Consider the following 26,916-nt stretch of genomic DNA (forward strand, 5'->3'; position numbering starts at 1 on the left):
ATGCTCCCTGAGCTAGGCCAGTTCGCCCTCATCCTGGCGCTGCTGGTGGCCGTTGTGCAGACGGTCCTGCCGGCGCTGGGCGCGCACCGCGGGCGCGTGGCATGGATGGCGATCGCACGACCGGCGGCGATCGCGCAGCTGGCCGCGGTGTTCGTCGCGTTCGCGGCGCTGACCGCCGCCTTCGTGGGGCAGGACTTCTCGGTGCGCTACGTGGCCGAGAACTCCAACTCGCTGCTGCCGCTGGTCTATCGCTACACCGCGGTATGGGGCTCGCACGAGGGATCGCTGCTGCTGTGGGCGCTGGTGCTGGCCGGCTGGAGCGCGGCGGTGGCCTGCTTCTCCGCGCACCTGCCGCAGGTGGTGGTGGCGCGCGTGCTGGCGGTGATGGGCGCGGTGGCGGTGGGCTTTTTGTCCTTCCTGCTGTTCACCTCCGACCCGTTCGTGCGGCTGCTGCCCTCGCCCGGCGAGGGGCGCGATCTCAATCCGCTGCTGCAGGACCCGGGGATGATCATCCATCCGCCGATGCTCTACATGGGGTACGTGGGCTTCGCGGTGCCTTTCGCCTTCGCCGTGGCCGCGCTGCTGGACGGCACGCTGGACGCGCGCTGGCTGCGCTGGACGCGGCCGTGGACCAACGTGGCCTGGGCGTTTTTGACCGGCGGCATCGCGCTGGGCAGCTGGTGGGCGTATTCGGAGCTGGGCTGGGGCGGCTGGTGGTTCTGGGACCCGGTGGAGAACGCCAGCTTCATGCCCTGGCTGGCCGGCGCGGCGCTGATCCATTCGCAGGCGGTGACCGAGAAGCGGGGCAGTTTCCGCGGCTGGACGCTGCTGCTCGCCATCACCGCGTTCTCCCTGTCGCTGCTGGGCACCTTCCTGGTGCGCTCGGGCGTGCTGACCAGCGTGCATGCGTTCGCCGCCGATCCCACGCGCGGGCTGTTCGTGCTGGTGTTCCTTGGCATCGTGGTCGGCGGTTCGCTGCTGCTGTACGCGCTGCGCGCGCCGCAGATGGGCGACGGCAGGCCGTTCGCGGCCAGTTCGCGCGAGACCCTGCTGTTGGCCAACAACGTGCTGCTGGCCTGCGCCTGCGCGATGGTCGCGCTGGGCACGCTGTATCCGCTGCTGGCCGATGCGCTGGACCTGGGCAAGATCTCGGTGGGCCCGCCCTACTTCAGCCTGCTGTTCCTGCTGCTGATGGCCCCGCTGGTGCTGCTGCTGCCGTTCGGCCCGCTGTTCAAATGGCAGCGCGAACAGGCCTCGCGCGTGGCCGCGCTGCTGGCGCCATGGGCGGTGCTGGCCGTGGTCGGCGGCGGCGGCGCCTACTTCCTCGCGCCGCAGGGCCAGTGGAAGACCGCCGCCGGCATCGCCGGGGCGCTGTGGGTGGCCGCCGGCACGCTGCGCTTTGTCTGGCAGCGGCTGCGCGCGCAGGGCCGGATGACCGCCGAGATGCTGGGCATGAGCCTGGCGCATCTTGGCATCGCGGTCTTCCTGGTCGGCGCGCTGCTGGTCGAGGCGCTCAACGTGCAGCGTGAAGTGGCGCTTAGGCCCGGCCAGACCGTCGAGGTCGGCCACTACGGCTTCACCTTCGAAGGCGTGCAGGAAAGCCGCGGCCCCAACTACGTCGCCGACCGCGGCACGCTGCAGCTGACCCGGCGCGATGCGCCGCTGCAGACCCTGCATCCGGAGAAGCGCGCCTACGCCAGCGGTGGCCAGGTCATGACCGAATCGGCCGTGCGCCTCGGCGTGCTCGGCGATGTCTACGTGGCACTGGGCGAGCCGCTGGGCAACGGTGCCTGGGCGGTACGCATCCAGGTCAAGCCGATGGTGCGCTGGATCTGGGCCGGCGCGGTGCTGATGGCCTTGGGGGGACTGGTCAGCGCCGGCGATCGCCGCTTCCGCCGCCGCCCGGAGGCCACGCCGTGAGCGCGCCGACCGAGCGCCGCGGCGTCTCGCGCGGCGCGCTGATCATCGGTGCGCTGTGCCTGGCCGCCCTGTTCGCGCTGCTGCTGGTGGCCGTGCAGCGCTCCGATCGCCCCGACCGCCAGGCCCTGCCGTCGGCGCTGATCGGCCGCCCCGCACCGGCCACGGTGCTGCCGCTGCTGCACGCCCCGGAGGGCACGCTGGACCTGGCCACGCTGCGCGGCCGGCCCTACGTGCTCAACGTCTGGGGCAGCTGGTGCCCGGAGTGCCGGGTCGAACACCCCACCGTCAGCGCGCTGGCGCGCTCGGGTCGGGTGCGCGTGATCGGCTATGCGCTGAAGGACGATCCCGCCGATTCGCTGCGCTGGCTGCAGCAGTTCGGCAACCCGTACGAGGCCGTGGTCAGCGACGTGGAAGGCAAGGCCTCGCTGGACTGGGGCATCTATGGCGCGCCCGAGACCTTCCTGGTCGACGCCGGCGGCATCGTGCGCTGGAAGCACGTTGGCCCGCTCGACCAGGCCATCGTCGAACGCGAACTGCTGCCGGCGCTGGCCGCCGCGGAGCGTGCGCGATGAAGGCGCTGCTGCGTGCCCTGCTGCTGATCCTCCTGGCCGCGCCGCTGTTGGCCTGGGCCCAGGTCAGCGATCCCACGCCGCTGCAGTTCCGCGACCCGGCGCAGGAGGCGCGCTTCAACGCGCTCACCCACGAGCTGCGCTGCGTGATGTGCCAGAACCAGTCGCTGGCCGATTCCAACGCGCAGATCGCCCACGACCTGCGCCGTGAAGTGCTGCAGCTGATGAACGCCGGCCAGAGCGACGCGCAGATCAAGACCTACCTGGTCTCGCGCTACGGCGAGTTCGTGCTGTATCGCCCGCAGGTCGAACGCAGCACCTGGCTGCTGTGGTTCGGGCCGGCGCTGCTGTTGGCGGTTGGCGCGCTGATCGTCGTGCGTGTGGTGCGCCGGCGCAGCGCGCAGGCGGTGCCGCCGGCCGACGACGGGCAGGAGTGGTGATGACGGGCTTCGTGATCGCCGCCGCCGTGCTGACCCTGCTGGTGCTGGGCGGCGCGCTGTGGCCGCTGTGGCGCGGCGCGCCGAAGCTGGCTGCCGGCCTGCTGGTCGCCCTGGGCGTGTGCGCATTCGCGCTGTACCGGCTGCTGGGCACGCCGCAGGCCCTGGCGCCGCAGGCCAGCCAGGCGCCGACCACGGTGGAGGACGCCATCGCCCTGCTCAAGGAGCAGCTGCGGCGCGATCCGCGGGCCGCCGAGGGCTGGCAGCTGCTGGGCCGCACGCTGGCCGCGCAGGGCAAGGCCGTCGAAGCGCGCGAGGCCTTCGCCCGCGCCGTGGCGCTGCTGCCGGAGGACGCGAACGCGCTGGTCGAGGCGGCGCAGTCGCGCAGCCTGGCCGATCCGCAGCGGCGCCTGGACGACCAGGCCGTGGCGATGCTCGAACATGCGCTGCGGATCGACCCGACGCAGCAGCGCGCGCGCTGGTTCCTGGGCGTGGCCCAGCGCCAGCGCGGCGCCGCCGCGCAGGCCGCCGCCACCTGGGAACCCCTGCTGGCCCGCGTCGACGCCGCCACCGCCAACAGCCTGCGCGAACAGATCAACGCGGCCCGCGCGGAGGCCGGCCAGCCGCCGCTGCCCGCCGCGCCGCCGGCATCCGCAGTCGCTGACGAGGCCAACGCGGTGCGCGTGCGGGTCACGCTGGACCCCGCGCTTCCGGCCGCCGCACGCCCGCCGGCCGACGCCACGGTGTTCGTCATCGCGCGCATGCCCGATGGCCCGCCGATGCCCGTGGCCGTGCAGAAGCACACGCTGGGTCAACTGCCGCTGGAGATCGTCCTGAGCGATGCGGACAGCCCGATGCCCACGCAGAAGCTCTCCGCACTGCACGAAGTCGAACTCATCGCCCGCGTGTCGGCCAGCGGCAATGCGCAGCGCGGCGCCGGCGATCTGGAATCGGCGCCGGTGCGCGTGCGCCTGCCGGCCCAGGCGCCGGTGACGCTGGTGATCGGCAGCGGCGCGCGCTGAGGGCGCGCTGGATCATCGGCACGCTGCGTTGCCGGATCCACGCAAGCCGCGCGACGCGTCACGATTTGCCCACCGGCTACACTGACGCGATGACCGAATTCATCCCCCCCGGCACGCGCTGGCACGCGCTGTCCTCGCCCTTCCCGATGAAGCGCGGCGGCGCCCTGCACGGCGCGCGCGTCGCCTACGAGACCTGGGGCACGCTGTCGCCCGGACGCGACAACGCCATTTTGATCGTCACCGGCCTCTCGCCCGACGCGCATGCGGCCTCCAGCGCGCTGGACGACACGCCGGGCTGGTGGGAGGCGATGCTTGGCCCGGGCAAGGCGATCGACACCACGCGCTGGTTCGTGGTGTGCGTCAACTCGCTGGGCAGCTGCAAGGGCTCGACCGGACCGGCGTCGATCGACACCGCCACCGGCCAGCCGTATCGCCTCACCTTCCCCGACCTGTCGATCGAGGACGGCGCCGCCGCTGCCGTGGAAGTGGTGCGCGCGCTCGGGATCGAGCGGCTGGCCTGCGTGATCGGCAACTCCATGGGCGGCATGACTGCCCTGGCCCTGCTGCATGCCCATCCCGGCATCGCGCGCAGCCACATCAACATCTCCGGCAGCGCGCAGGCGCTGCCCTTCTCCATCGCCATCCGCTCGCTGCAACGCGAGGCGATCCGCCTGGACCCGCTGTGGAACGGCGGCGACTACAGCGAGAACGCCTATCCGGAAAGCGGCATGCGCATGGCGCGCAAGCTGGGCGTGATCACCTACCGCTCGGCGCTGGAATGGGACGGCCGCTTCGGCCGCGTGCGGCTGGAATCCGACCGCCCGGACGAGGAACCGTTCGGCCTGGAGTTCCAGGTGGAGAGCTATCTGGAAGGCCATGCGCGCCGCTTCGTGCGCCGCTTCGACCCCAACTGCTATCTGTACCTGAGCCGCTCGATGGACTGGTTCGACCTGGCCGAATACGCCCCGGGCGGCGACGTCCTGCAGGCACTGACCACGATCCGGCTGGAGAAAGCCATGGCCATCGGCGCCACCACCGACATCCTGTTCCCGCTGCAGCAGCAGGAACAGATCGCCTCGGGCCTGCGTGCCGGCGGCGCCGACAGCAGCTTCGTCCCCCTGCCCTCGCCGCAGGGCCACGACGCCTTCCTGGTCGACTTCGCCCGCTTCGATCCGGCGGTGCGGGGGTTTCTGGCGGGGCTGTGAGCCCGCGCCCTCGATGCGTCATGAAAAGGCCGGGCATCGCCCGGCTTCTGCATGGTTCTTCGCGGGAACGGGTGGCCGGTGAGGCCTTCGCAGCCGGCCTCGACCCGCATTGAGTAGGTCAGGACTCCTTCCGACACGAAGCCCATTCGCTCAAACGCTCGCGGCAGCGGGCCGGCAGGCGGTGGCCGCGCTTAGCGAGGCGGGACGCCGAGCGCCCGAATCAGGGCAGGATGCCCTGATTGGGGGACAAGCGGACACCGCCCGCCGGACCGCTACCCTCCCGAGGCCGGAACACCCTGCAATCCGAAGCCGCAGCGCCCAAGCACCGCAATGCGCCGAACAAGCTGAGAACCAAAAGAGAAACCGGCTCCTCGCGGAGCCGGCTCTTTTGCAGCTGCCGCAGTCGCGTCGGCTTACCAGTCGTAGGCCGCCGAGAACTGCACGTAGCGCGGGGACTGGAACGCATACGGCAGGCCGTAGGTGTTGGAAACGGTGTAGGCCGCCGTTTCCGAGGTCCAGCCCTGCGAGGTGATGCCGTGGGAATTGAACACGTTGAATGCGTTCAGACCCAGGCGCAGCTTGTGGTCGAAATAGCCGGGCGCGTACACCACGCCCAGATCCCAATCGTGCGTCCACGGCAGGAACTTGGTACCGGGAGAAGCCGATTTGCCGAAGCAGGTGTGGTAGGCCGCGCCATAGTTGCCCGCCGGATCGGCCGGGCCGCCGTCGGCGTTGTCGTTCTCGTTGATGCTGCCATCCGGGTTGTAGTAGCCGAAACAGTTGGCCGGCGCACCCGCCATCAGGCGCGCACTGACCCCCACCGACCAGTCGTCGTTGAAGGCGTAGCTGCCATGCAGCTTGATCTGATGGCGATGGTCGTTGGCCAGATAGCCATCGGCGTACTTCATGATCGCCGCGATATCCCAGTTCTCCGAGGTGGAAACGCCGTTGTCGTGGCTGTCGCTGCCCTGCCCGGTGTCCGAATTGGCCGGACCCTCGGTGTTACCCTGCAGCTTGGAGTAGGTGTAGTCCACGCGGAACTCCCACTTGCCATCGAACGGATGCTCCAGGAACAGGTCGATGGCCTTGTAGGTGCGCTTCATCGGCGACGGCCAGCCCCAGTCGCTGGGGTTCATGGTCAGCTTGGTATAGGTGCCGGTGGGGTTGCCGTTGGCGTCGACGTTCTGCAGGTTGAAGGTGTTGCTGGCGCTGGGGTTGGCGAGGAAGCAGCCCGGAATGCTGACACCGTCCGCCACGGCCTGTCCCTGGGTCGCCGCGAGCTTGTTGTACATCGTGCCCGAATCGCAGATGTCGTCCACCGCCGACTTCAGATCGCGATAGGTGACCTTGGCGCCAAAGGCCCAGGACGCGCCGAGCGTCTTCTCGAATCCCAGGATGTATTCGTCCTGGTACTCGCTCTTGAGGTTGGTCGGCGCGATCGTATTGGGATCGACGGGCTTGCCGTCCTCACCGTTGAGCACCAGCACCGTACTGGCCTGATCGGTCACCGGGGCGCCGGTATTGGGATTGATGCCGGTGTAGGTGAAGTACTGGCGGGTGAAGGTGGAGGGCGAAGCGCCACGCAGCGCCACCGCATTGGGCAGCGCCAGGAAGTAGCGCCCCGCGTTGGCGAACAGCTTGAACGAGGAATCACCGAAGACATCCCACGCCGCGCCGATCCGCGGCGCCCACTGGTTGCCACTGTCCACGTAGGGCTTGCCGACGTTGTTGTAGTTGGTGAACTTGTCGTTGCGCAGGCCCACGGTCAGCAGCAGGTTGTCCACGACCTGCCACTTGTCCTCCAGGTAATAGGCATCCTGCTTGAGGGACATGCTGCTGGCATCGCTGTAGAACGTGTTGCTAACGTAGTAGCCATTGGACGCGGCCAGGCTGGGAATGCCGTAGGCGGCCAGCGCCCCCATGTTGTTGGTGTGGGAGTAGCGCCAGTTGTTGACGTACTGGGTGATGCCCTCGTTGTCGGACGAGAACTTCATGTTGTCCACGCCCAGGGTGAGGGTGTGGTCGCCCACCACCCATTGCAGGTCCGCGCGCAGGCCATGGCTGCGATCGATGGCGTTGGTACCGCCGGCGGTGATCGTGTTGGGAATGGTGACACCGCTGATGTCGGCCACGGCCGGATTCACCGTGGCCTGCGACGCGGTGACCATGTCGATGCCGGCCGACACCTGGGGATTGATCGCCTTGTAGGCCTGACGCGTGCGGCCGTAGGTGGCGTCGAAGGTCAGGCTGTCGGTGAGATAGCCGGTGTACTTGATCACCGACAGGTCGTTGGTCAGGTAGGTCGGCGTGATGGGGTTGAGCGCGTTGCCGATGGCCTGGGTATCGAAGTCGTAGTCGTAATCGGTGCCGCGCTCGTTGGTCTTCTCGTGCAGATAGGTGTACTCGAGCAGGTTGCTGTCGTTGATGTTCCAGTTCAACTTGGCATACAGCTTGGGATTGGTGCTGCTGTAGCGCTCGTAGGTCGCCGGCGCGGCCTGGCTGGGCGAACCGGTCGCGGTATCGACCTTGTCGGTTTCGGCGGAGATGAAGCCGAACAGGGTGTCGCGGATCAGCGGACCGCTGACGTAGCCGCTGTAGGTGCTCTCCCAGCGCTCGTGCTGGTTGCCCTTGTCGTAGAGGGTGCCCGCCAGCTGGGGCGATTCGTAGCCGTACTGATAGGGCTTGCCGGTGTCCGGATTGACCGGCATGTTCGGATTGGCGTTGGCCGCGCTGAAATCCATGTTCGGGTAGTAGCGATCCGGATTGTTGGAGCGCAGGCCCTTGGGCGAGAACGTGATCTGCCCGCCGAAATGCAGATCGTTGCTGCCGCTCATGCCGATGCCGTTGATCACGCCGCCGTCGGAACGACCGTACTTGGCGCTGTAGCCACCGGTATAGGTTTCCTGCTGGGCGATCGATCCATAGGGCAGCGTGTAGCCGCCGACGTTGGTCATCGGGTTGCCGGTGAAGAAACCGTTGATGTAGTAGGCGTTCTCCGCGACCGAGGCGCCGCCGAAGGACACGCTGTTGCCGAAGTAGTAGCCGTTGCCCGACGCGGTCCCAGGCGCCAGCAGCGCGATGGCTTCGGCCGAGCGCGGGATCGGCAGGCGCTTGAGCTGCTCGGCGGTGATCACGGTATGGGTATCGGTCGCGGTCACGTCGATCTTCGGCGCCGACGCGCCGGTGACCCGGACCGTTTCCAGCGTCGCGGCGTTGCCGCCGAAGGACGCATCGACCGCGCTGCCGACCGTCACGGTCACCGTCCTGCTGCCGCCGTCCTGCGCGGTGACGGTGTAGGACCCCACCGGCAGCGAGCCCAGGCTGTAGCGGCCATCGGCATCGGCCGTGACCGTGCGGCTGAAGCCGCTGTTGTTGCTGATGATCACGCTTGCGCCGGGCGGGACGGTGCCGCGGATGCTGCCGCTGGTGCTCTGGGCGTAGGCGCCGCCGGCAAAACACATGCCCAGCGCCACACTCAACGCCGTGCGCTTCATGGTCTTGGCGAATTTCATCGAAGATCTCTCTGGTTGACAGGTAGGAGCAAGGCCACCCGGCTGCCTTTCGCACTTCACCCCAGCCGGGGCTGCGCGGGTCTTGGAAGCAACCTCCGCAACACGAGAGTAACGAGAAACTCACAAAAAATTACAGATTGGTCATCTTTTTTTTGTGGCTTATTTCGCTACATTTGACCGCTTTTTTCCAGACTTTGCCGGCGTGTCGCCGAAATGCAATCAGGATGGTTCCACCCGTCTCAAATGACATCCGCGGCCTGAAAAGACCAATACCGTCCCAGTTATGCACCTAGGCACCGCTCATCCCGCAAGCCTCTGGCCTCCCTGAGCGCGCTGGTCCGCGATCGCGGTTGCTGGCGGGATCTTCGGTCCGGGCCAGCGGGACTCGGCCTCACCGGCGCGCGAGGCGCGCGCAACGAAGACAGGCGGTGTCGCCACGCGCCTGTTTCACATTCCGGAACGTCCCGGCAACTCCGTTCATCGGCGGCCGTAACGGCCGCCGGGCGTCACTTCGCCGCGCAATCGAGCACGTGCTGCGCCTCGGTGCCCAGGCCGACTTCGTGGATCGACAGCACCGTGCCGGCCGGCATGCGCCAGCCCAGCGGCGCGGTGACCTGCCCCATCTGCGCGTTGCGCGCGGCGAAGCATTTCAACGGGATACCCAGCGTGCCCCAGGTGCCGCGCGGCGCCTTGGCCAGCGCGGTGTCGATCGGCAGGGACGCGCTGCAGCCCGGGCCGCATTCCAGGAACAGTTCGGCGCCCGGCTGCGAAGGCGCCGCGTCCACGCGCAGGGTGACGCGCAGCATCACGTTGCCGTTGGTCTCGCGCACCAGGTCCAGCGGGCGCGGCGCGAGCAGCGCGATCTCGCCTGTCTGCTTCCAGGTGATCTTCCACGCATCTTCCTGCGCCTTGTAGTCCAGCGGCGCGATCGCCACGTCCGGCGCGTCGCGCTGGCCGGAAGGCTGGGACAGCGTGCGCGGCTTGCCCACCACCGACTGCACGCGCAGGGTCCAGCCGGTGGCCGGGGTTCCGCGTTCGAAGAAGGTCTGCGCGCCCAGCGATGCCAGATCCATGCCCGCATCCTCGGACAGCGCCGGCAGCGACGCCGGCTTGGCGTAGGTCAGGCCATAGCCATAGGCGAACTGCGGGTCGTAGCCGGGCTGGCCGACATTCAAGGGCGTCTGCACCGCGGTGCGTGGCCACGAATAGGACAGCGTGCCGCGGAAGTCGTGCTGCACCTTGCCCTTCGCGTCGCGCAGCAGCACGTCGGCCACGCCGCCGCCTTCCGAGCCCGGCAGCCAGGCGGCCACGAAGGCGTCGGCGGCGTTGATCTCGCGGTTCATCCACAGCGGGCGGCCGGACAGGAACACGGCCACCACGGGGATGCCCTCGGCCTTGAGCTTGCGCAGCAGCTTGAGGTCGCGATCGTCGCCGGGGCGATAGGCCAGCACCTTCAGGTCGCCCTGGAACTCGGCGTACGGCGTTTCGCCGAACACCACCACCGCCGCATCCGGCTTGCGCGTGTAGTGGCCGTCGGCGGCCAGCTCGACCTGGCCGCCTGCACGCGCCACCTGCTCGCGCAGGGCCGAGGCGATGGTCTGGGCGTGCGGGAAGTCCTCCGGCTTCAGGCCGGTGCCCTGCCAGCTCAGGGTCCAGCCGCCGGACTGCATCATCATGTCGTCGGCGCCGTCGCCGGCCACCAGCAGCTTCGCGCGCGGGTCCAGCGGCAGCACGCCGCCGTTGTTCTTCAGCAGCACCAGCGACTCGCGCACCGCGCGACGCGCGATGGCGCGATGCTCGGCGCTGCCCAGCAGGTCGAAGCGGCCCGCCACCCCGCGCGTGGAGGGCTTGCCGGCCTCGAACATGCCGGCGCGGAACTTGACCCGCAGGATGCGGCGCACCGCCTCGTCCAGGCGCCCGGCCGGCAGCGCCTGGCCCTTCTCGGCCGCCAGCAGATGTTCGTAGCAGCCCTTCCAGGTGTCCGGCGCCATGATCATGTCCACACCGGCGACGAAGGCCGGCACGCAGTTCTCGCGGCTGCCGCCGGGCACGCTGGCATGGCCGTTCCAGTCGCTGACCACGAAGCCGTCGAAGCCCATGCGCTGCTTCAGCACCGCATCCAGCAGCGAGGCGTTGCCGCTCATCTTGACCCCGTTCCAGCTGGAGAACGAGACCATCACCGCCTGCACGCCGGCCTTGAGCGCCGGCGGATAGCCGGCGCCATGCACGTCGCGCAGCGTGGCCTCGTCGATGCGCGCATCGCCCTGGTCGCGGCCTTCGAAGGTGCCGCCATCGGCCAGGAAGTGCTTGGCGGTGGCCACCACGTGCGCGCCCTTGAGGAAGTCCTGGCTGCCCGGCTTGCCCTGCAGGCCCTGGATCAGCGGACCGGCATAGGCGCGCACGACGTCCGGGTTCTCCGAATAGCCCTCGTAGGTGCGGCCCCAGCGATCGTCCTGCGGCACCGCCAGGGTCGGGGCGAAGGTCCAGTCGATGCCGGTGGCGCGCATCTCCGCGGCGGTGGCCTGCGCGATCTGGCCCATCAGCGCCGGGTCGTGGGTCGCGCCCAGGCCGATGTTGTGCGGGAACAGCGTGGCGCCCACGACGTTGTTGTGGCCGTGCACGGCATCGACGCCGAAGATCACCGGGATGGCGTTGTACTTGCCGCCGCTGGTGTCCATCGAGGCGGCGTAGAACTCATCGGCCAGCGCCAGCCAGGCGCTGGCCGGCGCGTTGTACTGGCCGCCCGGGTCCGAGCTGCCGCCGGCCAGGATCGAGCCGAGGCGGTAGGTCTTCAGATCATCCGGCGTGACGCTGGCGATGTCGGCCTGGACCACCTGCCCCACCTTCTCCTCCGGGGACATCTTCGCCAGCAGCGCGTCGATGCGCGCTTCCAGCCTGGGATCGGGCTTGAGCGGCGAGCGCAGATGCGGCCACAGCGCCGGATGCGCCGTGCCCGCCTGCTGATCGAGCGCGATGGCCGCGCCGCCGCTCAGCACGCCGGCCGACAGCGTGGCCAGCAGCGCGAGGGAGAGGGCGCCACGGGTGGCGCGGAGGGGACGTTGCTTCATGCAGAGAACTCCTGGGAATGGGATGCACGCGCCGGGCGTGCTGCGGTTGCAGCAGGCGTCGGCCGCGCGTTTTGGCAAGATGCGGCGACGGCGACAGGGGATGGCAGGCGATGCGGGTGAGACTGGAGGACGTGGCCGAGGCGGCCGGCGTATCGATGAAGACGGTCTCGCGCGTGCTCAACCAGGAGCCGCGCGTGAGCGAACAGACCCGCCGCCGCGTGCAGGAAGTGGTCGACCGGCTGCACTACAAGCCCAACCTGTCCGCGCGCAGCCTGGCCAGCCGGCGCACCTTCGTGGTCGCGCTGGCCTACGACAACCCGTCGCGCAACTACCTGATGCAGATCCAGGGCGGGGTGCTCGAGGCCTGCCGCGAGCGGCATTACACGCTGGTGCTGGCGCCGGTGACCTATGGCGAGGGCCGCGCGATCGCCGAGCTGCGCGAACTGGCCAACCAGCATGGCGTGGACGGCTTCGTCCTCACCCCGCCGCTGACCGACGACATGGAGCTGCTCGGCTTCCTGGACGATGCCGCCCTGCCCTTCGCCAGCATCGCCCCGCGCACGCATCGCGGCCGCATCGGCGTGACCGTGGACGAGCACGCCGCGGTGTGCGAACTGATGCATCACCTGCTCGCGCTCGGCCATCGCCGCATCGGCCACATCAAGGGGCCGCCGACCCATGGCGCGGCCGAGTGGCGGCACGCCGGCTATCGAGAGACCCTGCGCGAGGCCGGTATCGCCTACGACCCGGCGCTGGTGGCCAAGGGCGAGTTCACCTTCGAGTCGGGCGTGGCCGCGGCCAACCAGCTGCTCGACCTGCCCGAGCCGCCCACCGCGATCTTCGCAGGCAACGACGACATGGCCGCCGGCGTGATCCGCGTGGCCGGCGAGCGCGGCCTGCGCATCCCGCAGCAGCTGTCGGTGTGCGGCTTCGACGACACCCCGATCTCGCGCCACATCTTCCCCTCGCTCACCACCGTGCGGCAGCCGACCCGCGACATGGGCCGCACCGCCACGCTCGAACTGATCAAGACCATCCACAGCCCGGACAGCGGCGAGATGGTGCAGATGCCCTATGCCCTGCAGCTGCGCGAATCGACCGCGGCCCCTTCGACCTGACGCACGCACGCGCGCCGCGCCAGGGCGGCCCCGCAGTGCATGGACGAAACGCAGGTCTGGCAGGCGCATGGACGACAGGAGCCGGGCAACGAGGCAAGGGAGCGCCGCCTCCCGCGATCCCCGGTGACAGCGCTGTCACCATACGAAGCCCGACCCCACCTTGGCATTCTGCGCCGCATCAATCTGGCGCGCTTGTCATCCCGCGGGCAGCGCGAGGCAGGCAGTTCGGGCTTGGCCTTTTGTCCACGCGAAAGGTGGGCACGAAGGCGGCCGCTTTCGCTCCCTCGCGCTCGGCGACCGATTGTTGCCTTAAAGAAGTCGCCCTCCGGGCTGGGACGCGTCAACGCCGCCAGCCGCTCGTTCATGCGGTGGCCTCGGCTAAACTGCGGCCGCGCATGACTTCCGATCCCGCTGCCACCGCCCTGCGCATCCTGGTCCTGGAGGACGATCCGATCCTGCGCGACCGCATCCTGGTGCCGGGACTGCAGCGCTTCGGCTTCGACGTCCAGGGCTACGGCACCGGCGCGGAACTGCAGCAGCGCCTGCAGCGCGACGGCGCCGAGATCGTGGTGCTGGACGTCGGCCTGCCCGACACCGACGGCTTCACCCTGGCCGGCGCGCTGCGCCAGCAGGATCCGGACATGGGCATCGTCATGCTGACCAGCCTGGCACAGACCGAGGACCGCATCCGCGGGCTGACCAGGGGCGCCGACGCCTATCTGTCCAAGCCGGTGGAGATCGACCTGCTGGCCGCGACCCTGCACAGCCTGGCCCGGCGCGTGAGCGGGCGCCCGTCCGCGACGCCGGCGCGCGGGCGCTGGCAGGTGAGCGAGGACGGCTGGTGCCTGCTGTCACCGTCCGGCGCCGCCGCGGCGCTGACCGGCAGCGAGCGCCGCCTGTGCATGCGCCTGCTGGAGCAACCCGGACTGCTGGTCTCGCGCGAAGCGCTGATCGCGGCGCTGACCGACCGCGTCTACGACTTCGACGCGCACCGCCTGGACTCGATGGTGCACCGCCTGCGCAGCAAGGTGCAGCGCCGCTGCGGCGAACCGCTGCCGCTGGCCGCCGTGCACGGCCAGGGCTACGTCCTCGATCCGGCCAGCTAGGGCACGGCCTGGGCCGGCGCCGCACCGGCATGCGGCAGCACGATGCGGAAGCGGGTGCCGACACCCACGCGGCTGTGCACCTGGATCTGCCCGCCGGCGCGCACCACTAGGTCGCGGACCACCGCCAGGCCCAGGCCGGTGCCGCTCTCGGCCGGCTTGGTGCTGTAGAACGGCTCGAACACCTGCGCGGCCACCTCCGCCGGCATGCCATGGCCGTCGTCTGCAACCTCGATGACGGTCAGGCCTTCGGCGCTGGACACGGCGATGTCGAAATGGCCACGGTCGGCGATCGCGTCGCGGCTGTTGGAGGCCAGGTTCAGCAGCATCAGGTCGAACTGGCTGCGCTCGAAGCGGATCGGCGCCGGCGCCGGCGGTAGCGCGCAGCGCAGCACGATCCGCGCTTCCAGCAGCTGCCGCAGCATCGGCTGCAGCGCCTCGACCGCGGCCGCCGCGTCGAAGCGCTCGGCGTGCTCGGCATCGCGGCGGCTGAAGCGCAGCAGGCGGCGCACGATGGTCATGCCGCGCTCGGCCGATGCCTCCACCGCCGCCAGGCTGTCCTCCAGCTGCGCGATGCGCTGCGCATCGCTGGCCAGGTCGTCGTCGTGGCGCGCGGCCGCGAAGCCGGACATCACCGCCAGGATGTTGTTGAAATCGTGGGCCAGGCCGCTGGCCATGCGCTCGGTGATCTCGCGCTTCTGCGCGTGGATCAGCTGGGTCTGCGCGCGCTCGCGTTCGTGCATCTCCTGCTGCAGACGCTGGCCGCGCGCATTGGATTCGCGCAGGCTCTCGCGCAGCGCCTCGGTGGTCCGGTCCAGCAACAGCGTCACCAGCAGGTAGCTGCACAGCACCGGCAGGACGTTGAAGAGCGCCTGCGCCGAGGTATCGGCGCGTTCGGCCAGGGCGTCGTGGCCGACGCCGACGCCGAGCGTCAGCAGCAGGACGGCGAAGGTCACCCACAGCGCGCGGCGCCCGAGCACCAGCCCGGCGAGGATCAGCACCAGCATCTGCGCCAACTGGTCCGGCAGCTGCTTCTGGAAGCCGTGGATGGCGGCATTGACCAGCAGCGCGCCGAGCAGCGCACCGAGCAGCAGGCGCACGCCGCCGCGCAGCGCGCCACGGCGCACGCGTACGAAACCGATTGCCGCGCACGCGCCGATCAGCAGGCTCATGGCCAGCGAGATCAGCATGCCCGGCGGCAGGGGATGCCCGCGCAGCTGCGGCCAGGCCAGGACCAGGGCAACCGCGAGGGTCGCCGGGATGGTCACCGCCAGGAACAACAGCAGCAGCTGGATCACCCGCGCATTGCGCCGATCCACTTCGTCCACCAGCGGCGCGCGGCCCAGCCACGTCCAGAACGCCTTCGCCATGCCGCCGCGCCCCATCCCATTCGGTGAGATTTCGATGATGATCGTGCGAGAACTTGCGGGTGACAAGCCGGTGACGGCCCGCCTAAGTTCGCATGACGGAACGCGCCCGGGGACGACGGCGCGGCTCCCAGACCACGCTCGACCGATACGGAGGCGCACACGCGCCGCCGACGTCTCCTTCTGCCCGCCGTTTACGAACCCGAGATCGCCATGAACGAACGCATTTCCCAGCGCGGCACCGCCGCCCGTCATCCGGCTCCCCGCGCCCGCACGCCCCTGGCGCTGGCCCTGGCCTGCGCGCTGTGCCTGACCTCGACGGCGATGGCGCAGTCCAGCAGCACCGCGCCCACGACGGCCGGCAGCGCCAGACCCGCGGCCGTCGCGACCCGCGGCGTGGACGCCAGCGCCAGCGACGCCAGCGCGACGCCGTACGATCCCAGCGTCTACTTCAAGGCCACCGGCAGCGCCGACAGCGATGCCGGCGCCGAGGCCGACGGCGACGAAGCGCTGGCCGCCGGCGAGGCCGCCTCGGCGGTCGGCACCGGCGCCATCGCGGTCGGCGGCGGCGCGGTCGGCTACGCCGACCATGCGCTCGCCGTGGGCCAGAACAGCCTGGCCACCGAGCTGTCCACCACCGCCGTCGGCGGCATGCTCGACGTGGACTACTCCTATCTGTCCGGCGGCGTGACGGTCCTGCAGCAGACCTCCGCCACCGGCCTGGCCGCGACCGCGATGGGCGCGGGCGCGCAGGCCAGCGGCAAGTTCAACGTGGCCGCCGGCGCCGGCGCGATCGCCAGCGACCGTTCCAGCGTCGCCATCGGCGGCATCGTCGACGTGGGCGAAGACGGCTTCAGCTCCGAAGGGATGCAGCTGCAGGCCACCCAGGCCACCGGACCCTTGTCCACCGCGCTGGGCGGCGGCGCGCTGGCGACCGCCTACAACGCCACCGCGGTCGGCGCGCTGGCCGAGGCCAGTTCCCAGCGCACCGTGGCCGTGGGCTCCACCGCGCTGGCTAACCAGTACGCCGCCGTGGCGGTGGGCGCCCAGAGCCAGGCCATCGCCGAGTGGGCGAGCGCCTTCGGCAACGGCGCACGCGCCTGGGGCGCCAACAGCGTGGCCGTCGGCGCCAGCGCGTTCGCGCAGAACGACTCCGGCACCGCGATCGGGCCGGCGGCGTTCGCGGGCGGTGTCGGCGCCACCGCGCTCGGCAACGGGTCCTGGGCCGGCGGCACGCGCAGCCTGGCCCTGGGCGGGGGCACGGTGTGGAACGGCGATTTCTTCCGCGATATCCCGGTGCTGTTCTACGACAGCGTCGCCATGGGCACCGGCGCCGATGTGTTCGGCGACCACTCCATCGCGATCGGCCCTGGCGCGCGGGTGGGCAACTCACAGTTCGTCGACGATCGACAGGTCATCACCAACAACAGCGTGGCGCTGGGCGCCGGCGCGATCGCCGAACGCGACAACACCGTGTCCATCGGCGCGGCGGGCGCCGAGCGCCAGCTCACCAACCTGGCCGCCGGCACCATGGACACCGATGCGGTCAACCTGGCGCAGTTGCGCCAGGTCGCCACCGCGTTCGGCGCCGGCAGCGTGGTCGACGCCAACGGCAACCTGATCGGCGGCAACTACCTGGTGCAGGGCACGCACTTCGGTGACCTGGGCTCGGCCATGGGGGCCATCGACACCGCGCTGACCGGGCTCGATACGCGCCTCAGCACCCTCGCCAGTTCCGACAGCGGCCGCGGCGTCAGCATCGGCGACGGCGCCGTGGCGCCGCCCAGCACCGGCGCCGGCACCAACGCGGTGGCCGTGGGGTCCGGCGCAACCGCCAACGGCGACAACGGCGTGGCCGTGGGCGCGCAGGCGCTGGCCTACGGACCCAACGACACTGCGATCGGCGGCAACGCCACGGTCAACGCCGACGGCAGCACCGCGGTCGGCGCCAATGCCAAGGTCACGGCGGCGGCGACCAATGCGGTGGCGATCGGCGAAAGCGCGACGGCGGCCGCCGCCTCCTCCACCGCACTCGGCCAAGGCGCCTCGGCCAGCGCCGCCAACGCCGTCGCACTGGGCCAGGGCGCGGTCGCCGACCGCGCCAACACGGTCTCGGTGGGCAGCGTCGGCAACGAACGCCAGATCGCCAACGTCGCCGCCGGCAGCGCCGACACCGATGCGGTCAACGTGGCGCAGATGCGCGCCGGCGACAGCGCCACCCTGAGCAGCGCCAACGCCTACACCAACACCCGCGTCACCGCGCTGGACGACAACTTCAACCAGCTACGCGCCGACACCGAGCGTCGTTTCGACGGCATGGAACGGCGCATGGACCGGCTCGGCGCGATGAGTGCGGCGATGCTCAACATGGCGGTCAATGCCGCCGGCACGCAGAGCCCGCGCGGACGCGTGTCGGTCGGTGCCGGCTTCCAGGGGGGCGAGCAGGCCGTGTCGGTCGGCTACGCCAAGAAGATCGGCGCGCGCGCCTCGTTCAGCCTGGGCGGCGCCTTCAGCAGCGGCGAGTCCTCGGCCGGCATCGGCGTGGGCGTGGACCTGTGATCTCCCGCGGCGGCACGCGCCGCCGCGTTCTTCCTCCTCTCTCTCCTTTCCAGGACCCGCAGATGATGTCTTCCACTCCGCTCGCCGCCGCCCTCGCCGCCATCCTGTTCGCCGGTGCCGCCCAGGCCGCCTCTCCCACCATCGGCCTGGGCCGCGTGCAGGGCCCCGCGCCGCAATCGGACACACCCACCGAGCTGGGCCAGCGCTTCATCGTCAAGACCCGCGACAGTGGCACCCAGGCGCGCAGCCTGCTGACCAGCACCCTCAACAGCGCGGTGGCGCGCAGCGGCATGCAGCGCGCGCTGCCCGCCAACGCCGGCGCACCGGCGCGCAGCGCGGTCAGCGCCAAGGTGCTGCGCGACATGGCGGTTCCGGGCTGGCACGTGGTGCAGACCTCGCGCCGCCTGAGCGACAGCGAGCGCACCGCTTTCATCAACGAACTCAGGGCCGACCCGTCCGTGGTGTCGGTGCAGGTCGACCGCCTCTACCGCCGCCTGGACGAAGCCAGCGTGCGCCTGCCGGCGGCGCGGGCGGCCGCGGCCTCCACCACGCCCAACGATCCGGCCTACGCCCAGCTGCAGTGGAACTTTCACGACCCGGTCGGCGGCGTCAACGCCGAAGCCGCCTGGACCCGCTCCACCGGCGAAGGCGTGGTGGTGGCGGTGATCGATACCGGCGTGGTGCAGAACAATCCGGACCTGGCCGCCAACGTGCTGCCGGGCTACGACATGATCACCGACCACCGCGTCTCGCGCCGCGACAGCGACGGCCGCGTGCCCGGCGGCTACGACCTGGGCGACTGGGTCGAGGCCGACTACTGCACCGCGCTGGGCGCATCCGGCAACGCGCCGGAGCCCAGCTCCTGGCACGGCAGCCATGTCTCCGGCACGATCGCCCAGGTCACCAACAACAGCCTGGCCACCGCCGGCCTGGCGTACAACGCCAAGATCCTGCCGGTGCGCGTGCTCGGCTCCTGCGGCGGCTTCGGCAGCGACATCGCCGACGGCATGCTGTGGGCGGCGGGCCTGCCGGTGGCCGGCCTGCCGACCAATCCGAACCCCGCCGAGGTGATCAACATGAGCCTGGGCAGCGGCGCCCCGGACAACTGCCCGCAGCTCTACCAGGACGCGATCGACCAGGTCAACGCCGCAGGCACGATCATCGTGGTCGCCGCGGGCAACGCCAACGCCAACGCCGGCACCTACACCATGTCCTCCTGCAATGGCGTGATCAGCGTCGGCGCCACGCGCGTCAACGGCGGCCGCGCCAGCTACTCCAACTACGGCAGCCGCGTGGACATCGCCGCGCCCGGCGGCGGCGGCGACGTGGACGGCAACCCGAACGGCTACATCTTCCAGGTGCTCAACGGCGGCACCCAGGGCCCGACCAGCGACTGGCAGATCGGCGGCATGGCGGGGACCTCGATGGCCTCACCGCACGTGGCCGCGGCGGTGGCGATGGTGCAGAGCGTGGCCACGACGCCGTTCACCTGGACCGGCATGCGCGATCTGCTGCGCGCCAGCGCGCGGCCGTTCCCGGTGGCGATCCCGACCACGACGCCGATCGGCGCCGGCATCCTCGATGTGGACATGCTGCTGCAGATGGCCACCACCCCGCCGTGCCAGCCCTCCGACAGCAGCTGCGTGCCGCCGACCAAGACCCTGACCAACAAGGTCGAGCTGCGCGGCCTCGGCAGCCAGGGCGGCGATGCGCTGTACAGCTTCCAGGCCGCGGCCGGCACGGTGGTCAGCTTCATGACCTTCGGCGGCAGCGGCAACGTGGCGATGTACGTGTCGGCGGGCAGGACGCCGACCAGCAGCAGCTACGACGCGCGCTCCACCCGCGCCGGCACCACCCAGACCATCCGCATCACCCCCTCCAGCGCCGGCACCTACTACCTGCGCCTGAGCGGCAGCTACAGTGGATTGACCCTGGTCGCACGGCAGTAACGGGTCGTACATGCGGCGTGGCCGGGCGCGCCCATCTGGCCGGTCGGCCGGTCGCGGCGACCGGCGGACAGGGACGTCCAGCAGCGTCTGGCCATCGGCGGCGCGTGTCGGCCAAGACCCTCACCGCGCTCGGCCGCCGCGTCCTCGCCGTGGCGCCGGGCGGCGCAACAAGCGACTGCTAAATACAAAAAAAGCCCGCCAAGTGCGGGTTTGATTGGAGTTGAACTGCCGGATAACCCCATGGTGCCGAAGGTGGGACTCGAACCCACACGCTTTTAAGGGCGGCGGATTTTGAGTCCGCTGCGTCTACCATTCCGCCACTTCGGCGCGGCCGCGCAGTATAGCGGCCCGGCGCGATGCCTGTAAGCCTGCGGGTCGCCGCGGCGCGCCCATGGCGGCATCCCGCGATGCATCACTGCCCCGCGGCTTTCCTTGTTAGATTGACGGCAACTGGCCAGCCGGATCCCCCCCTTGCCCATGCTCGCTTCCAGACCCTCCCTTCCGGGCGTGCGCCCGATGCCCCAGGTCGAACTGTGCCGGCGCGGGGAACTGCGCGTGGAGAAGTTCCTCGACGCCGCCGCCGACGTGTTCGCCGAAAAGGGCTACCAGCAGGCGCGCCTGAGCGAGATCGTGGCCCGCGCCGGCGGCTCGCTGGCGACGCTGTACCGGGCCTTCGGCGACAAGGAGGGCCTGGCCTTCGCCATCGTCGAGCGTCGTCTGCAGGACATGGCCGAACGCCTGCGGGCGATGGAACTGGAAGGCCTGCCGCCGCAGCAGGCGCTGCGCAAGGCCGGCCGCGAGATCGCCGCCAGCCTGACCACGCGCGACGCGCTGCTGGTCAACCGCATCGTCATCGGCGAAGGCCGCGCCTTTCCGCAGCTGCGCGACTTCTTCTTCGACAACGCCATTGCCGACACCCGCGGCTGCCTGGGCCGCTACTTCGAGCAGCAGGTCACCGCCGGCAGGCTGGTGCTGCACACCACGCCCGACCAGGCCGCGGGCCAGTTCTTCATGATGCTGTTCGGCGAACTGACCATCCGCACCGCCTGCGGCTACATGGCCAGCCCCGACGCCGAGGAATTGACCGGCTACGTGGACGCTTCGGTCGAACAGTTCCTCTACGGCGCGCTGCCGCGCTGAAGCCGGCTCAGCGGGCGGCGCGCCCACGGGCGAAGGGCCACCAGCCCGCGCCGGTCAGGGCATAGCGGTCGGCGGCGCGTTCGAAGCGGTTGCGCACGCTGATCCCGCCGCACAGCAGGTACAGCGGCAGGAACAGCGGCCCCAGCGCCATGTACTGCAGCACGTGCGCGCGTTCGTGATCGCCCAGGCGGATGGCCAAGTCGATGCAATGCCCGGCGCGATGGGCGTAGGTGTGACAGGCCACGTCCAGGTCGGGCCCGGTGTGCAGGATGGTGTTGCCGAAGGTGATCGCCCCGCCCGGTCCCCAGGGCCAGCGCGCGAATACCAGCGCATGTTCGCGCGCGCTCAGGTGCACGCGGGCGCCGCGCAGCAGGCCCGCCACGCCGAGCAGCAGGCCGATCAGGGTGTTGGGCGACGTCCACAGCGCACCCAGTGCCAGCAGCAGCGGATGCGGCGCGCGCGCGCTGGCGCGATCGCTCACGCCTCGTTGGGCATCAGCAGCCACAGCAGCAGATAGACCAGGATGCCCGGGAACGCCGCGGACGCCAGCGAGACGATGACGAACACCACGCGTACCAGCGTGGCGTTCCAGCCGAAGCGCCGGGCGATGCCGCCCATGACGCCGGCGATCATGCGGTCGTCCAGCGAGCGGGCCAGCGGACGGGGAGCGGTGGGCGTGTTCATGGCGGCACTTCGCGGACAGCGGTGGTGGTGGTGGGGAGTCTAGCGTTGTGGGGGGAAGGAGGGGGTGGGATTCGGGATTCGGGATTCGGGATTCGGGATTCGGGATTCGGGATTCGGGATTGGGGATTGGGGATTGGGGATTGGGGATGAGGATGGGCGCGGTGCGGGCTTGGGATGCTTCAACCGCGATGGTCTGCCCCCCTCCCTTGCGCGCAGCGCGCGGGAGGGTTGGGGGTTATCTGTTGCCCTTCGCTGCGGCTGTCAGCGCTTGCCGTTGCGGCTGGCTTTTCGACTCTTTTCGCTGGCCACGAGAGGCCCCTCCCCTGCGCGCAAGGGAGGAGGCAGATCATGGGGCGCCCGCGATCTCGGCGGGACGGGGGGGGGCGCCTGGTCAGCGTTGCCGGACAGCCGGTCCCGCGATCCTTCAGCGCGCCGCCAGCCAGCCCGCGATGGCGCTGGGGACCTCGCGCTGGGCGCGGCTGGAGACGTAGATGCCGATGTGGCCGCCGCGGAAGCTCAGTTCGGAATAGTCCTGGCTGCCGACCAGCCCGCGCAGCGCCTTGGAAGCATCTGGAGGCACCAGGTGATCCTGCTCGGCGTAGATGTTGAGGATCGGCATCCGCAGGCGCGACAGGTCTACCGCCTCGCCATCCAGCGCGATGCCGCCTTCGACGAAGCCGTTGGCCTGGTAGAACTGCTTGGCGAACTGGCGGAAGGCTTCGCCCACCTGGTCGGGCGAGTCGAAAATCCACTTCTCCATGCGCAGGAAGTCCTGCACCGCGCGGCGGTCGTCGAGGATGTCGAGCAGGCCGACATACTTCTGCACGTTCAGCCGGAACGGCTTGAGCATCAGGTAGCTCAGGTTCATCAGGTCCGCCGGCACGTTGCCCAGCGTATCCACCAGCAGGTCGACATCGACCATCCGCACCCAGTTGGACAGCATGTTGTCCGGGGTGTGGAAATCCACCGGCGTGACCATGGTGATCAGGTTGCGCAGCTTCTCCGGATGCAGCGCGGCATGGCACAGCGACAGCGCGCCGCCCTGGCAGATGCCGAGCACGTTGATCGCGTCCTCGCCGCTGGCCTGGCGCAGGTGATCGATGGCGCCGTCGATGTAGCGGTTGACGTAGTCGTCCAGCAGCGCGAACCGGTCCGAACGATCGGGATAACCCCAATCGATCAGGTAGACGTCCTGGCCCTGCGCCAGCAGGCCCCGGACCAGCGACCGGTCCTCCTGCAGGTCGACCATGTAGGGCCGGTTGACCAGCGCATAGGTGATGAGCAGCGGCACCCTGGCCGTGGGCGCGGCGTCGCCGACGAAGCGGTACAGCACCACCTTGCCGTCGCGCCAGACCTCCTCGCGCGGGGTCACGCCGTAATGCACGTCGCCGACCTCGGGCAGCGTGCGCAGGCCGGCACCGAGCTTCTCCTGCAGGGCGATCGCCTCGGCGGCCAGCGCGTCGGCGGTGGCGCGGAACGGACTGCTCATGCGGTGGCCTTGCCGCGCTTGGCGCGTTTGGCGGAGGACTTCGCGGTGGACTTGCCGGGCGCTGTGGTGCGTCCGGCTTGCTTGGCCGCGTTCTGTTTCGCCGCCGCCGTGCCGGGATTCTTCTTCGCTGCGGCCCTGGCCGCCTTCTTGGCCGGCGCCTTAGACGCCGCGGAAGGCTTCGCAGCGGAGGACCTCTTGGCCGCCTTCGCCGGACGCGCGGGCGCCGGGCCCTGGGGCTGCGCCTCAGGCGCGGGCGAAGGGCCCGGCGCGGGTCGTTCCGCCGCCTGACCGCGCTGCATGCGCCGCAGGATGCGCTCGAGCTCGGCGATCTTGCGATGCGCGGCATCCACCTCGGTGCGCGTGGGCAGGCCGAGCAGGCTGCCGAGCTGCTCAACCTCGCGCTGCACGCCGGCGCGCATGCGCATCTGCGCATTGGCCAGCGCGCCGTAGACCTCGCTGAATTCCTCGGACAGCGCCATGCGCGCGTAGGCGTCCTCGGCCGCGTCGATCCACTCGTCGAACAGGGCCCGCGCGCTGTCCAGCGCGCTGCCCTCGCCCGCGCGCAGGTTCAACTTCTCCTCGAACAGCGCATAGGCCTGGCGCGAGGCGTCCTCCAGCAAGGTGCGATAGGCCTCGGCCGCCTCGCGCAGCGCATGCTGGGCCTGCAGCAGGCCCTTCCAGCGCTGCTGGTGTTCACGCGCCGGGCCGAAGGCCGGCGTCCTGGACCATTCCTCCAGCGGCCCGCGCAGCGATTCCAGCCACGGCAGCCACTGCTCGCCCAGATCGTCCAGCCCGGTGGCCTGGCCGAACAGGCTGCCGAACAGGTCCGGATACGGCTTGGCCTCGGTCGCGCCCAGCGCCTGGCGCCAGGCGGCGACGATGTCGGCCGGGGTGTTGTCGCGGTCGGCGAACTGGGCGGCCACGTGCTGCATGCGCCCGAACCAATGGCGGGCCAGCCCGTCGAAGCGCTCCATCACATCGCCCGGCGCGCCGCCCTTGGGCGGCGTCCAGCCCGGCCAGCCGCCGGGAACCTGCTGCCAGGCCGGCGCGGCGGTCTCCAGCGGCACCGAGGCGAACTTGCGCAGCGCCTCGCCCCAGGTCTCCCAGACCTGGCGCGCCATCGCGTCCGCCCCTTCGCCCCAACCGCCCTGTGCACCTGCCATCGCGCCCTCCCGACCTGCCTGGATGATAGCAATCCCCCGGCGATCACCCGCGCGCGCGCTCACGCCATCGCCATGGGCCTCAGGGCTTGGGGATGCGCAGGGTCTTGCTGATCATCAGCGAGCCGGACAGCGCGAACAGCAGCACCAGCGGATGCAGCTGCCACGGCCCCAGCTGCCACTGGCCCCACCACACCTGCGCGCCGAGGCGGCCCTGCACCGCCGCCACCGCCAGCAGCACCACCAGCGCCAGGCTGGTGGGGATGGGCGTGCCCTCGAAGTAGGTCACCTTGCCCTCATCGCCCGAGAGCGCCTCGGCGGTGACGTTGTAGCGCGCCAGCCGGCTGACGCCGCAGCACACGAAGTAGCTCAGGATCAGCCAGTCCCAGCCGCCCTGCAGGCCGCAGGCGTAGGCCAGCGCCGCCGGCGCCACGCCGAAGGAGATCACATCGGCCAGCGAATCCAGTTCGCGTCCCAGGGTGGAGGCCGACTTGCGCCAGCGCGCCACCCGGCCATCGAGCGCATCGAAGATGAAGGCCAGCGGGATCAGCGCCATGCCGGCCAGCAGCACCCCCACCCGGCCCTGCTGCATGTAGTGCAGCGCGGCGAACACGGCACCGCTGCCGCAGAAGGCGTTGCCCAGCGTGAACCAGTCGGCCAGCTGGAAATCGCGCAGCATCGAGAAATGGCGGGGTCGTGACATGGCGCGCGTGCTCGCGACGGAAGACGGGCCGCCAGCCTGCCAAGGGCGGCGTCGCGCGGCGATCAAGACCGCTCGACGGCGCGCACGGCCGCTGGGGATGCGCGCATGGCCCGCCACGCATCACGCTGCGGTTTCCACGCGGATACGCCGCGGCTTTCCCCGGTCCTTCCCCGCTCGCAGGCGCCAGCGGGGGCGTACCGCCAGCTGAAGGGCCGCCGACGCGGTGGTTGGACGAAAGGCACCTGGAAGATTGGGCGTCTAGCGTGAGGGGTGGATGCAGCGGCCAAGGCCGCAGCGTGCGCTCCACCGACGGCGGGAGCCGTGTGGTGGCCTTCCCTTCCGCGGAGCACTGCCATGACGCCGTCCATCGAATCGCAGATTCACAGCATTGTCGCCAAGGGGGCCGGGATCGACCCGGCGCGCCTGACCCCGGACACCAGACTGCAGGACCTGGGCGTGGATTCGCTCGAGGCCATCGAAATCCTGTTCGACATCGAGGAGCACTTCGACATCACCTTCCCCCAGGGCGATCGGGGCGTGGACGACGGCGCGCTCGGCAAGCTGGTGCAGGCGGTCGAAGAGGCCCTGGCGGCCAAGGCGACGGCCACGGCCCAGCCGGCGCATTGAGGGGCGCATGGACGCCTCTGCGCAGGCACGGCGCGTGGTGGTCACCGGCATGGGCGCGGTCAGCGCGCTGGGCCTGGGCGCGCCGGCGCTGTGGCGCGCGATGCGCGAGGGCCGCAGTGGCATCGCCGCCCTGCCCTCGCCCGATCCGCACAGCCGCCTGAAGATGCGGGTCGCCGCGACCCTGCCGGGCTTCGCCCCGAAGGCGGCGCAGCTGGGCGGTATCGCCCCCGGCCAGCTCGACCGCATGACCCAGATGGCCCTGGTCGCCGCCCAGGAAGCGGTGACCCAGGCCGGCCTTGGGCCCGATACCGCGCGCCGCGCGCGTTGCGCGGTGGTGGTCGGCACCGGCGTCGGTGCCGAGCTCAGCCGCGACGAGCAGTCGCGCCGGCTCTATCGCGAACAGGCCGAACGCCTGCATCCGCTGACCATCGTGCGCAGCATGAACAACGCCGCGGCCAGCCAGATCAGCATCGCCTTCGGCCTGCGCGGTCCGGCCTTCGCCGTGTCCAGCGCCTGCGCCTCGGCCAACCATGCTCTGGCCCAGGCCGCGCTGCTGGTCCGCCACGGCCTGGCTGACGTGGCCATCGCCGGCGGCAGCGAGGCCTGCCTGAGCCTGGCCCTGATCCGCGCCTGGGAGGCGATGCGCGTGGTCAGCGACGACACCTGCCGGCCGTTCTGCGCGCAGCGCAGCGGCCTGGTGCTGGGCGAAGGCGCCGGCATGTTCGTGCTGGAAAGCGCGGCCCACGCCGCGGCACGCGGCGCGCGGCCGCTGGCCGGGCTGGCGGGATTCGGCATGAGCGCCGATGCCGGCGACATCGTCGCGCCCAGCGTCGACGGCATGGCGGCGGCCATGCGCCTGGCGCTGGAGGATGCCGGCCTGGCGCCGGACCGGATCGACTACGTCAACGCCCACGGCACCGGCACCCAGGCCAACGACCGCTGCGAGACCCGCGCGCTGCGGCAGGTGTTCGGCGCGCACGCGCAGGCGCTGGCGGTCAGCTCGACCAAGGCGGTGCACGGCCACGCGCTCGGCGCCGCCGGCGCGCTGGAGCTGGTGGCGGCGATCGGCGCGCTGCGCGAACAGGTGGTGCCGCCCACCGCCAACTTCCTCGATGCCGACCCGGATTGCGACCTGGACTACGTGCCCAACCGGGCGCGCGCCCGCCCGGTGCGCGCGGTGCTGAGCAATTCCTTCGCCTTTGGCGGGCTCAACGCGGTGATCGCGCTGCGCGCGGTGGACTGAAGCGCTCGCCGCCGCGGTCGCCGGCGAGCGGACGGTGCGAA

General features: G+C 70.6%; 20 protein-coding genes and 1 tRNA gene. 12 read left to right on the plus strand and 9 right to left on the minus strand.

The window, feature by feature from the left end; translation table 11 throughout:
- From LAJ50_RS12360 to LAJ50_RS12380, 5 genes are all read left to right on the plus strand, one after another.
- Complete coding sequence (locus LAJ50_RS12360; protein WP_138655064.1) at positions 1–1,920, plus strand: heme lyase CcmF/NrfE family subunit; 1,920 nt, start codon at positions 1–3, stop codon at positions 1,918–1,920.
- Positions 1,917–2,492, plus strand: a complete 576-nt coding sequence (locus LAJ50_RS12365; protein ID WP_171044679.1) for a DsbE family thiol:disulfide interchange protein — start codon at positions 1,917–1,919, stop codon at positions 2,490–2,492. Before LAJ50_RS12360 ends, LAJ50_RS12365 begins: the two co-directional genes overlap by 4 nt.
- Before the next feature lie 5 nt (positions 2,493–2,497).
- Positions 2,498–2,929 (plus strand): cytochrome c-type biogenesis protein, encoded by a 432-nt coding sequence (locus LAJ50_RS12370; protein WP_171044680.1) that lies wholly within the window; start codon positions 2,498–2,500, stop codon positions 2,927–2,929.
- Positions 2,929–3,948, plus strand: coding sequence for a cytochrome C biogenesis protein (locus tag LAJ50_RS12375; RefSeq protein ID WP_224096312.1), 1,020 nt, complete (start codon positions 2,929–2,931; stop codon positions 3,946–3,948). Before LAJ50_RS12370 ends, LAJ50_RS12375 begins: the two co-directional genes overlap by 1 nt.
- Positions 3,949–4,037: 89 nt before the next feature.
- Positions 4,038–5,153, plus strand: a complete 1,116-nt coding sequence (locus LAJ50_RS12380; RefSeq protein ID WP_138655326.1) for a homoserine O-acetyltransferase — start codon at positions 4,038–4,040, stop codon at positions 5,151–5,153.
- A 413-nt stretch (positions 5,154–5,566) separates the two neighbouring features.
- Here LAJ50_RS12380 and LAJ50_RS12385 read toward each other — a convergent pair whose 3' ends face one another.
- Entirely contained in the window at positions 5,567–8,665 is a 3,099-nt protein-coding gene (locus tag LAJ50_RS12385) for a TonB-dependent receptor (RefSeq protein ID WP_138655324.1), read from the minus strand.
- Positions 8,666–9,171: 506 nt separating this feature from the next.
- Positions 9,172–11,733: a glycoside hydrolase family 3 protein gene (locus LAJ50_RS12390; protein WP_138655322.1), complete on the minus strand. Its 2,562-nt coding sequence runs from the start codon at positions 11,731–11,733 to the stop codon at positions 9,172–9,174.
- A gap of 110 nt (positions 11,734–11,843) precedes the next feature.
- Here LAJ50_RS12390 and LAJ50_RS12395 point away from each other — a divergent pair, with 110 nt between their 5' ends.
- Both LAJ50_RS12395 and LAJ50_RS12400 read left to right on the plus strand, forming a co-directional pair.
- Complete coding sequence (locus LAJ50_RS12395) at positions 11,844–12,851, plus strand: LacI family DNA-binding transcriptional regulator (protein WP_130553126.1); 1,008 nt, start codon at positions 11,844–11,846, stop codon at positions 12,849–12,851.
- Positions 12,852–13,246: 395 nt separating this feature from the next.
- Positions 13,247–13,957 (plus strand): response regulator transcription factor, encoded by a 711-nt coding sequence (locus LAJ50_RS12400; protein WP_138655320.1) that lies wholly within the window; start codon positions 13,247–13,249, stop codon positions 13,955–13,957.
- On the opposite strand, the gene LAJ50_RS12405 is transcribed toward LAJ50_RS12400, so the two are convergent.
- Positions 13,954–15,324: a HAMP domain-containing sensor histidine kinase gene (locus LAJ50_RS12405; protein WP_138655318.1), complete on the minus strand. Its 1,371-nt coding sequence runs from the start codon at positions 15,322–15,324 to the stop codon at positions 13,954–13,956. The genes LAJ50_RS12400 and LAJ50_RS12405 overlap by 4 nt on opposite strands.
- Before the next feature lie 210 nt (positions 15,325–15,534).
- Here LAJ50_RS12405 and LAJ50_RS12410 point away from each other — a divergent pair, with 210 nt between their 5' ends.
- The gene (locus LAJ50_RS12410; RefSeq protein WP_224096313.1) at positions 15,535–17,880 is read left to right on the plus strand and encodes a YadA-like family protein; all 2,346 of its coding nucleotides are present in this window, start codon (positions 15,535–15,537) and stop codon (positions 17,878–17,880) included.
- Positions 17,881–17,945: 65 nt separating this feature from the next.
- Positions 17,946–19,829 (plus strand): S8 family peptidase, encoded by a 1,884-nt coding sequence (locus LAJ50_RS12415; RefSeq protein ID WP_224096314.1) that lies wholly within the window; start codon positions 17,946–17,948, stop codon positions 19,827–19,829.
- Positions 19,830–20,070: 241 nt separating this feature from the next.
- Here the strand turns inward: LAJ50_RS12415 and LAJ50_RS12420 are convergent.
- Positions 20,071–20,156: transfer RNA gene (locus LAJ50_RS12420), tRNA-Leu, on the minus strand.
- A 189-nt stretch (positions 20,157–20,345) separates the two neighbouring features.
- On the opposite strand from LAJ50_RS12420, the gene LAJ50_RS12425 reads away from it, so the two are divergent.
- Positions 20,346–20,969, plus strand: a complete 624-nt coding sequence (locus LAJ50_RS12425; protein WP_171044659.1) for a TetR/AcrR family transcriptional regulator — start codon at positions 20,346–20,348, stop codon at positions 20,967–20,969.
- 7 nt (positions 20,970–20,976) lie between these two features.
- Here the strand turns inward: LAJ50_RS12425 and LAJ50_RS12430 are convergent, their stop codons facing one another.
- The 5 genes from LAJ50_RS12430 to pssA form a co-directional block, all read right to left on the minus strand.
- Positions 20,977–21,450, minus strand: a complete 474-nt coding sequence (locus tag LAJ50_RS12430; protein WP_138654618.1) for a hypothetical protein — start codon at positions 21,448–21,450, stop codon at positions 20,977–20,979.
- Complete coding sequence (locus tag LAJ50_RS12435; RefSeq protein ID WP_130519479.1) at positions 21,447–21,653, minus strand: PspC domain-containing protein; 207 nt, start codon at positions 21,651–21,653, stop codon at positions 21,447–21,449. The genes LAJ50_RS12430 and LAJ50_RS12435 overlap by 4 nt, the downstream gene beginning before the upstream one ends.
- A 424-nt stretch (positions 21,654–22,077) precedes the next feature.
- Entirely contained in the window at positions 22,078–23,142 is a 1,065-nt protein-coding gene (locus tag LAJ50_RS12440) for a class III poly(R)-hydroxyalkanoic acid synthase subunit PhaC (protein ID WP_138654620.1), read from the minus strand.
- On the minus strand, positions 23,139–24,305 hold the full coding sequence (locus LAJ50_RS12445; RefSeq protein WP_138654622.1) for a poly(R)-hydroxyalkanoic acid synthase subunit PhaE: 1,167 nt from the start codon (positions 24,303–24,305) through the stop codon (positions 23,139–23,141). The genes LAJ50_RS12440 and LAJ50_RS12445 overlap by 4 nt, the downstream gene beginning before the upstream one ends.
- Positions 24,306–24,384: 79 nt before the next feature.
- Positions 24,385–25,005, minus strand: a complete 621-nt coding sequence (pssA, locus tag LAJ50_RS12450; protein ID WP_130522313.1) for a CDP-diacylglycerol--serine O-phosphatidyltransferase — start codon at positions 25,003–25,005, stop codon at positions 24,385–24,387.
- Between the two features lie 354 nt (positions 25,006–25,359).
- Here pssA and LAJ50_RS12455 point away from each other — a divergent pair, with 354 nt between their 5' ends.
- The gene (locus LAJ50_RS12455) at positions 25,360–25,632 is read left to right on the plus strand and encodes an acyl carrier protein (RefSeq protein ID WP_138654624.1); all 273 of its coding nucleotides are present in this window, start codon (positions 25,360–25,362) and stop codon (positions 25,630–25,632) included.
- Positions 25,633–25,639: 7 nt separating this feature from the next.
- On the plus strand, positions 25,640–26,875 hold the full coding sequence (locus tag LAJ50_RS12460) for a beta-ketoacyl-[acyl-carrier-protein] synthase family protein (RefSeq protein WP_138654626.1): 1,236 nt from the start codon (positions 25,640–25,642) through the stop codon (positions 26,873–26,875).
- Positions 26,876–26,916 lie beyond the last annotated feature (41 nt).

Source organism: Pseudoxanthomonas sp. X-1 (assembly GCF_020042665.1).
GTDB classification, from domain to species: domain Bacteria; phylum Pseudomonadota; class Gammaproteobacteria; order Xanthomonadales; family Xanthomonadaceae; genus Pseudoxanthomonas_A; species Pseudoxanthomonas_A spadix_A.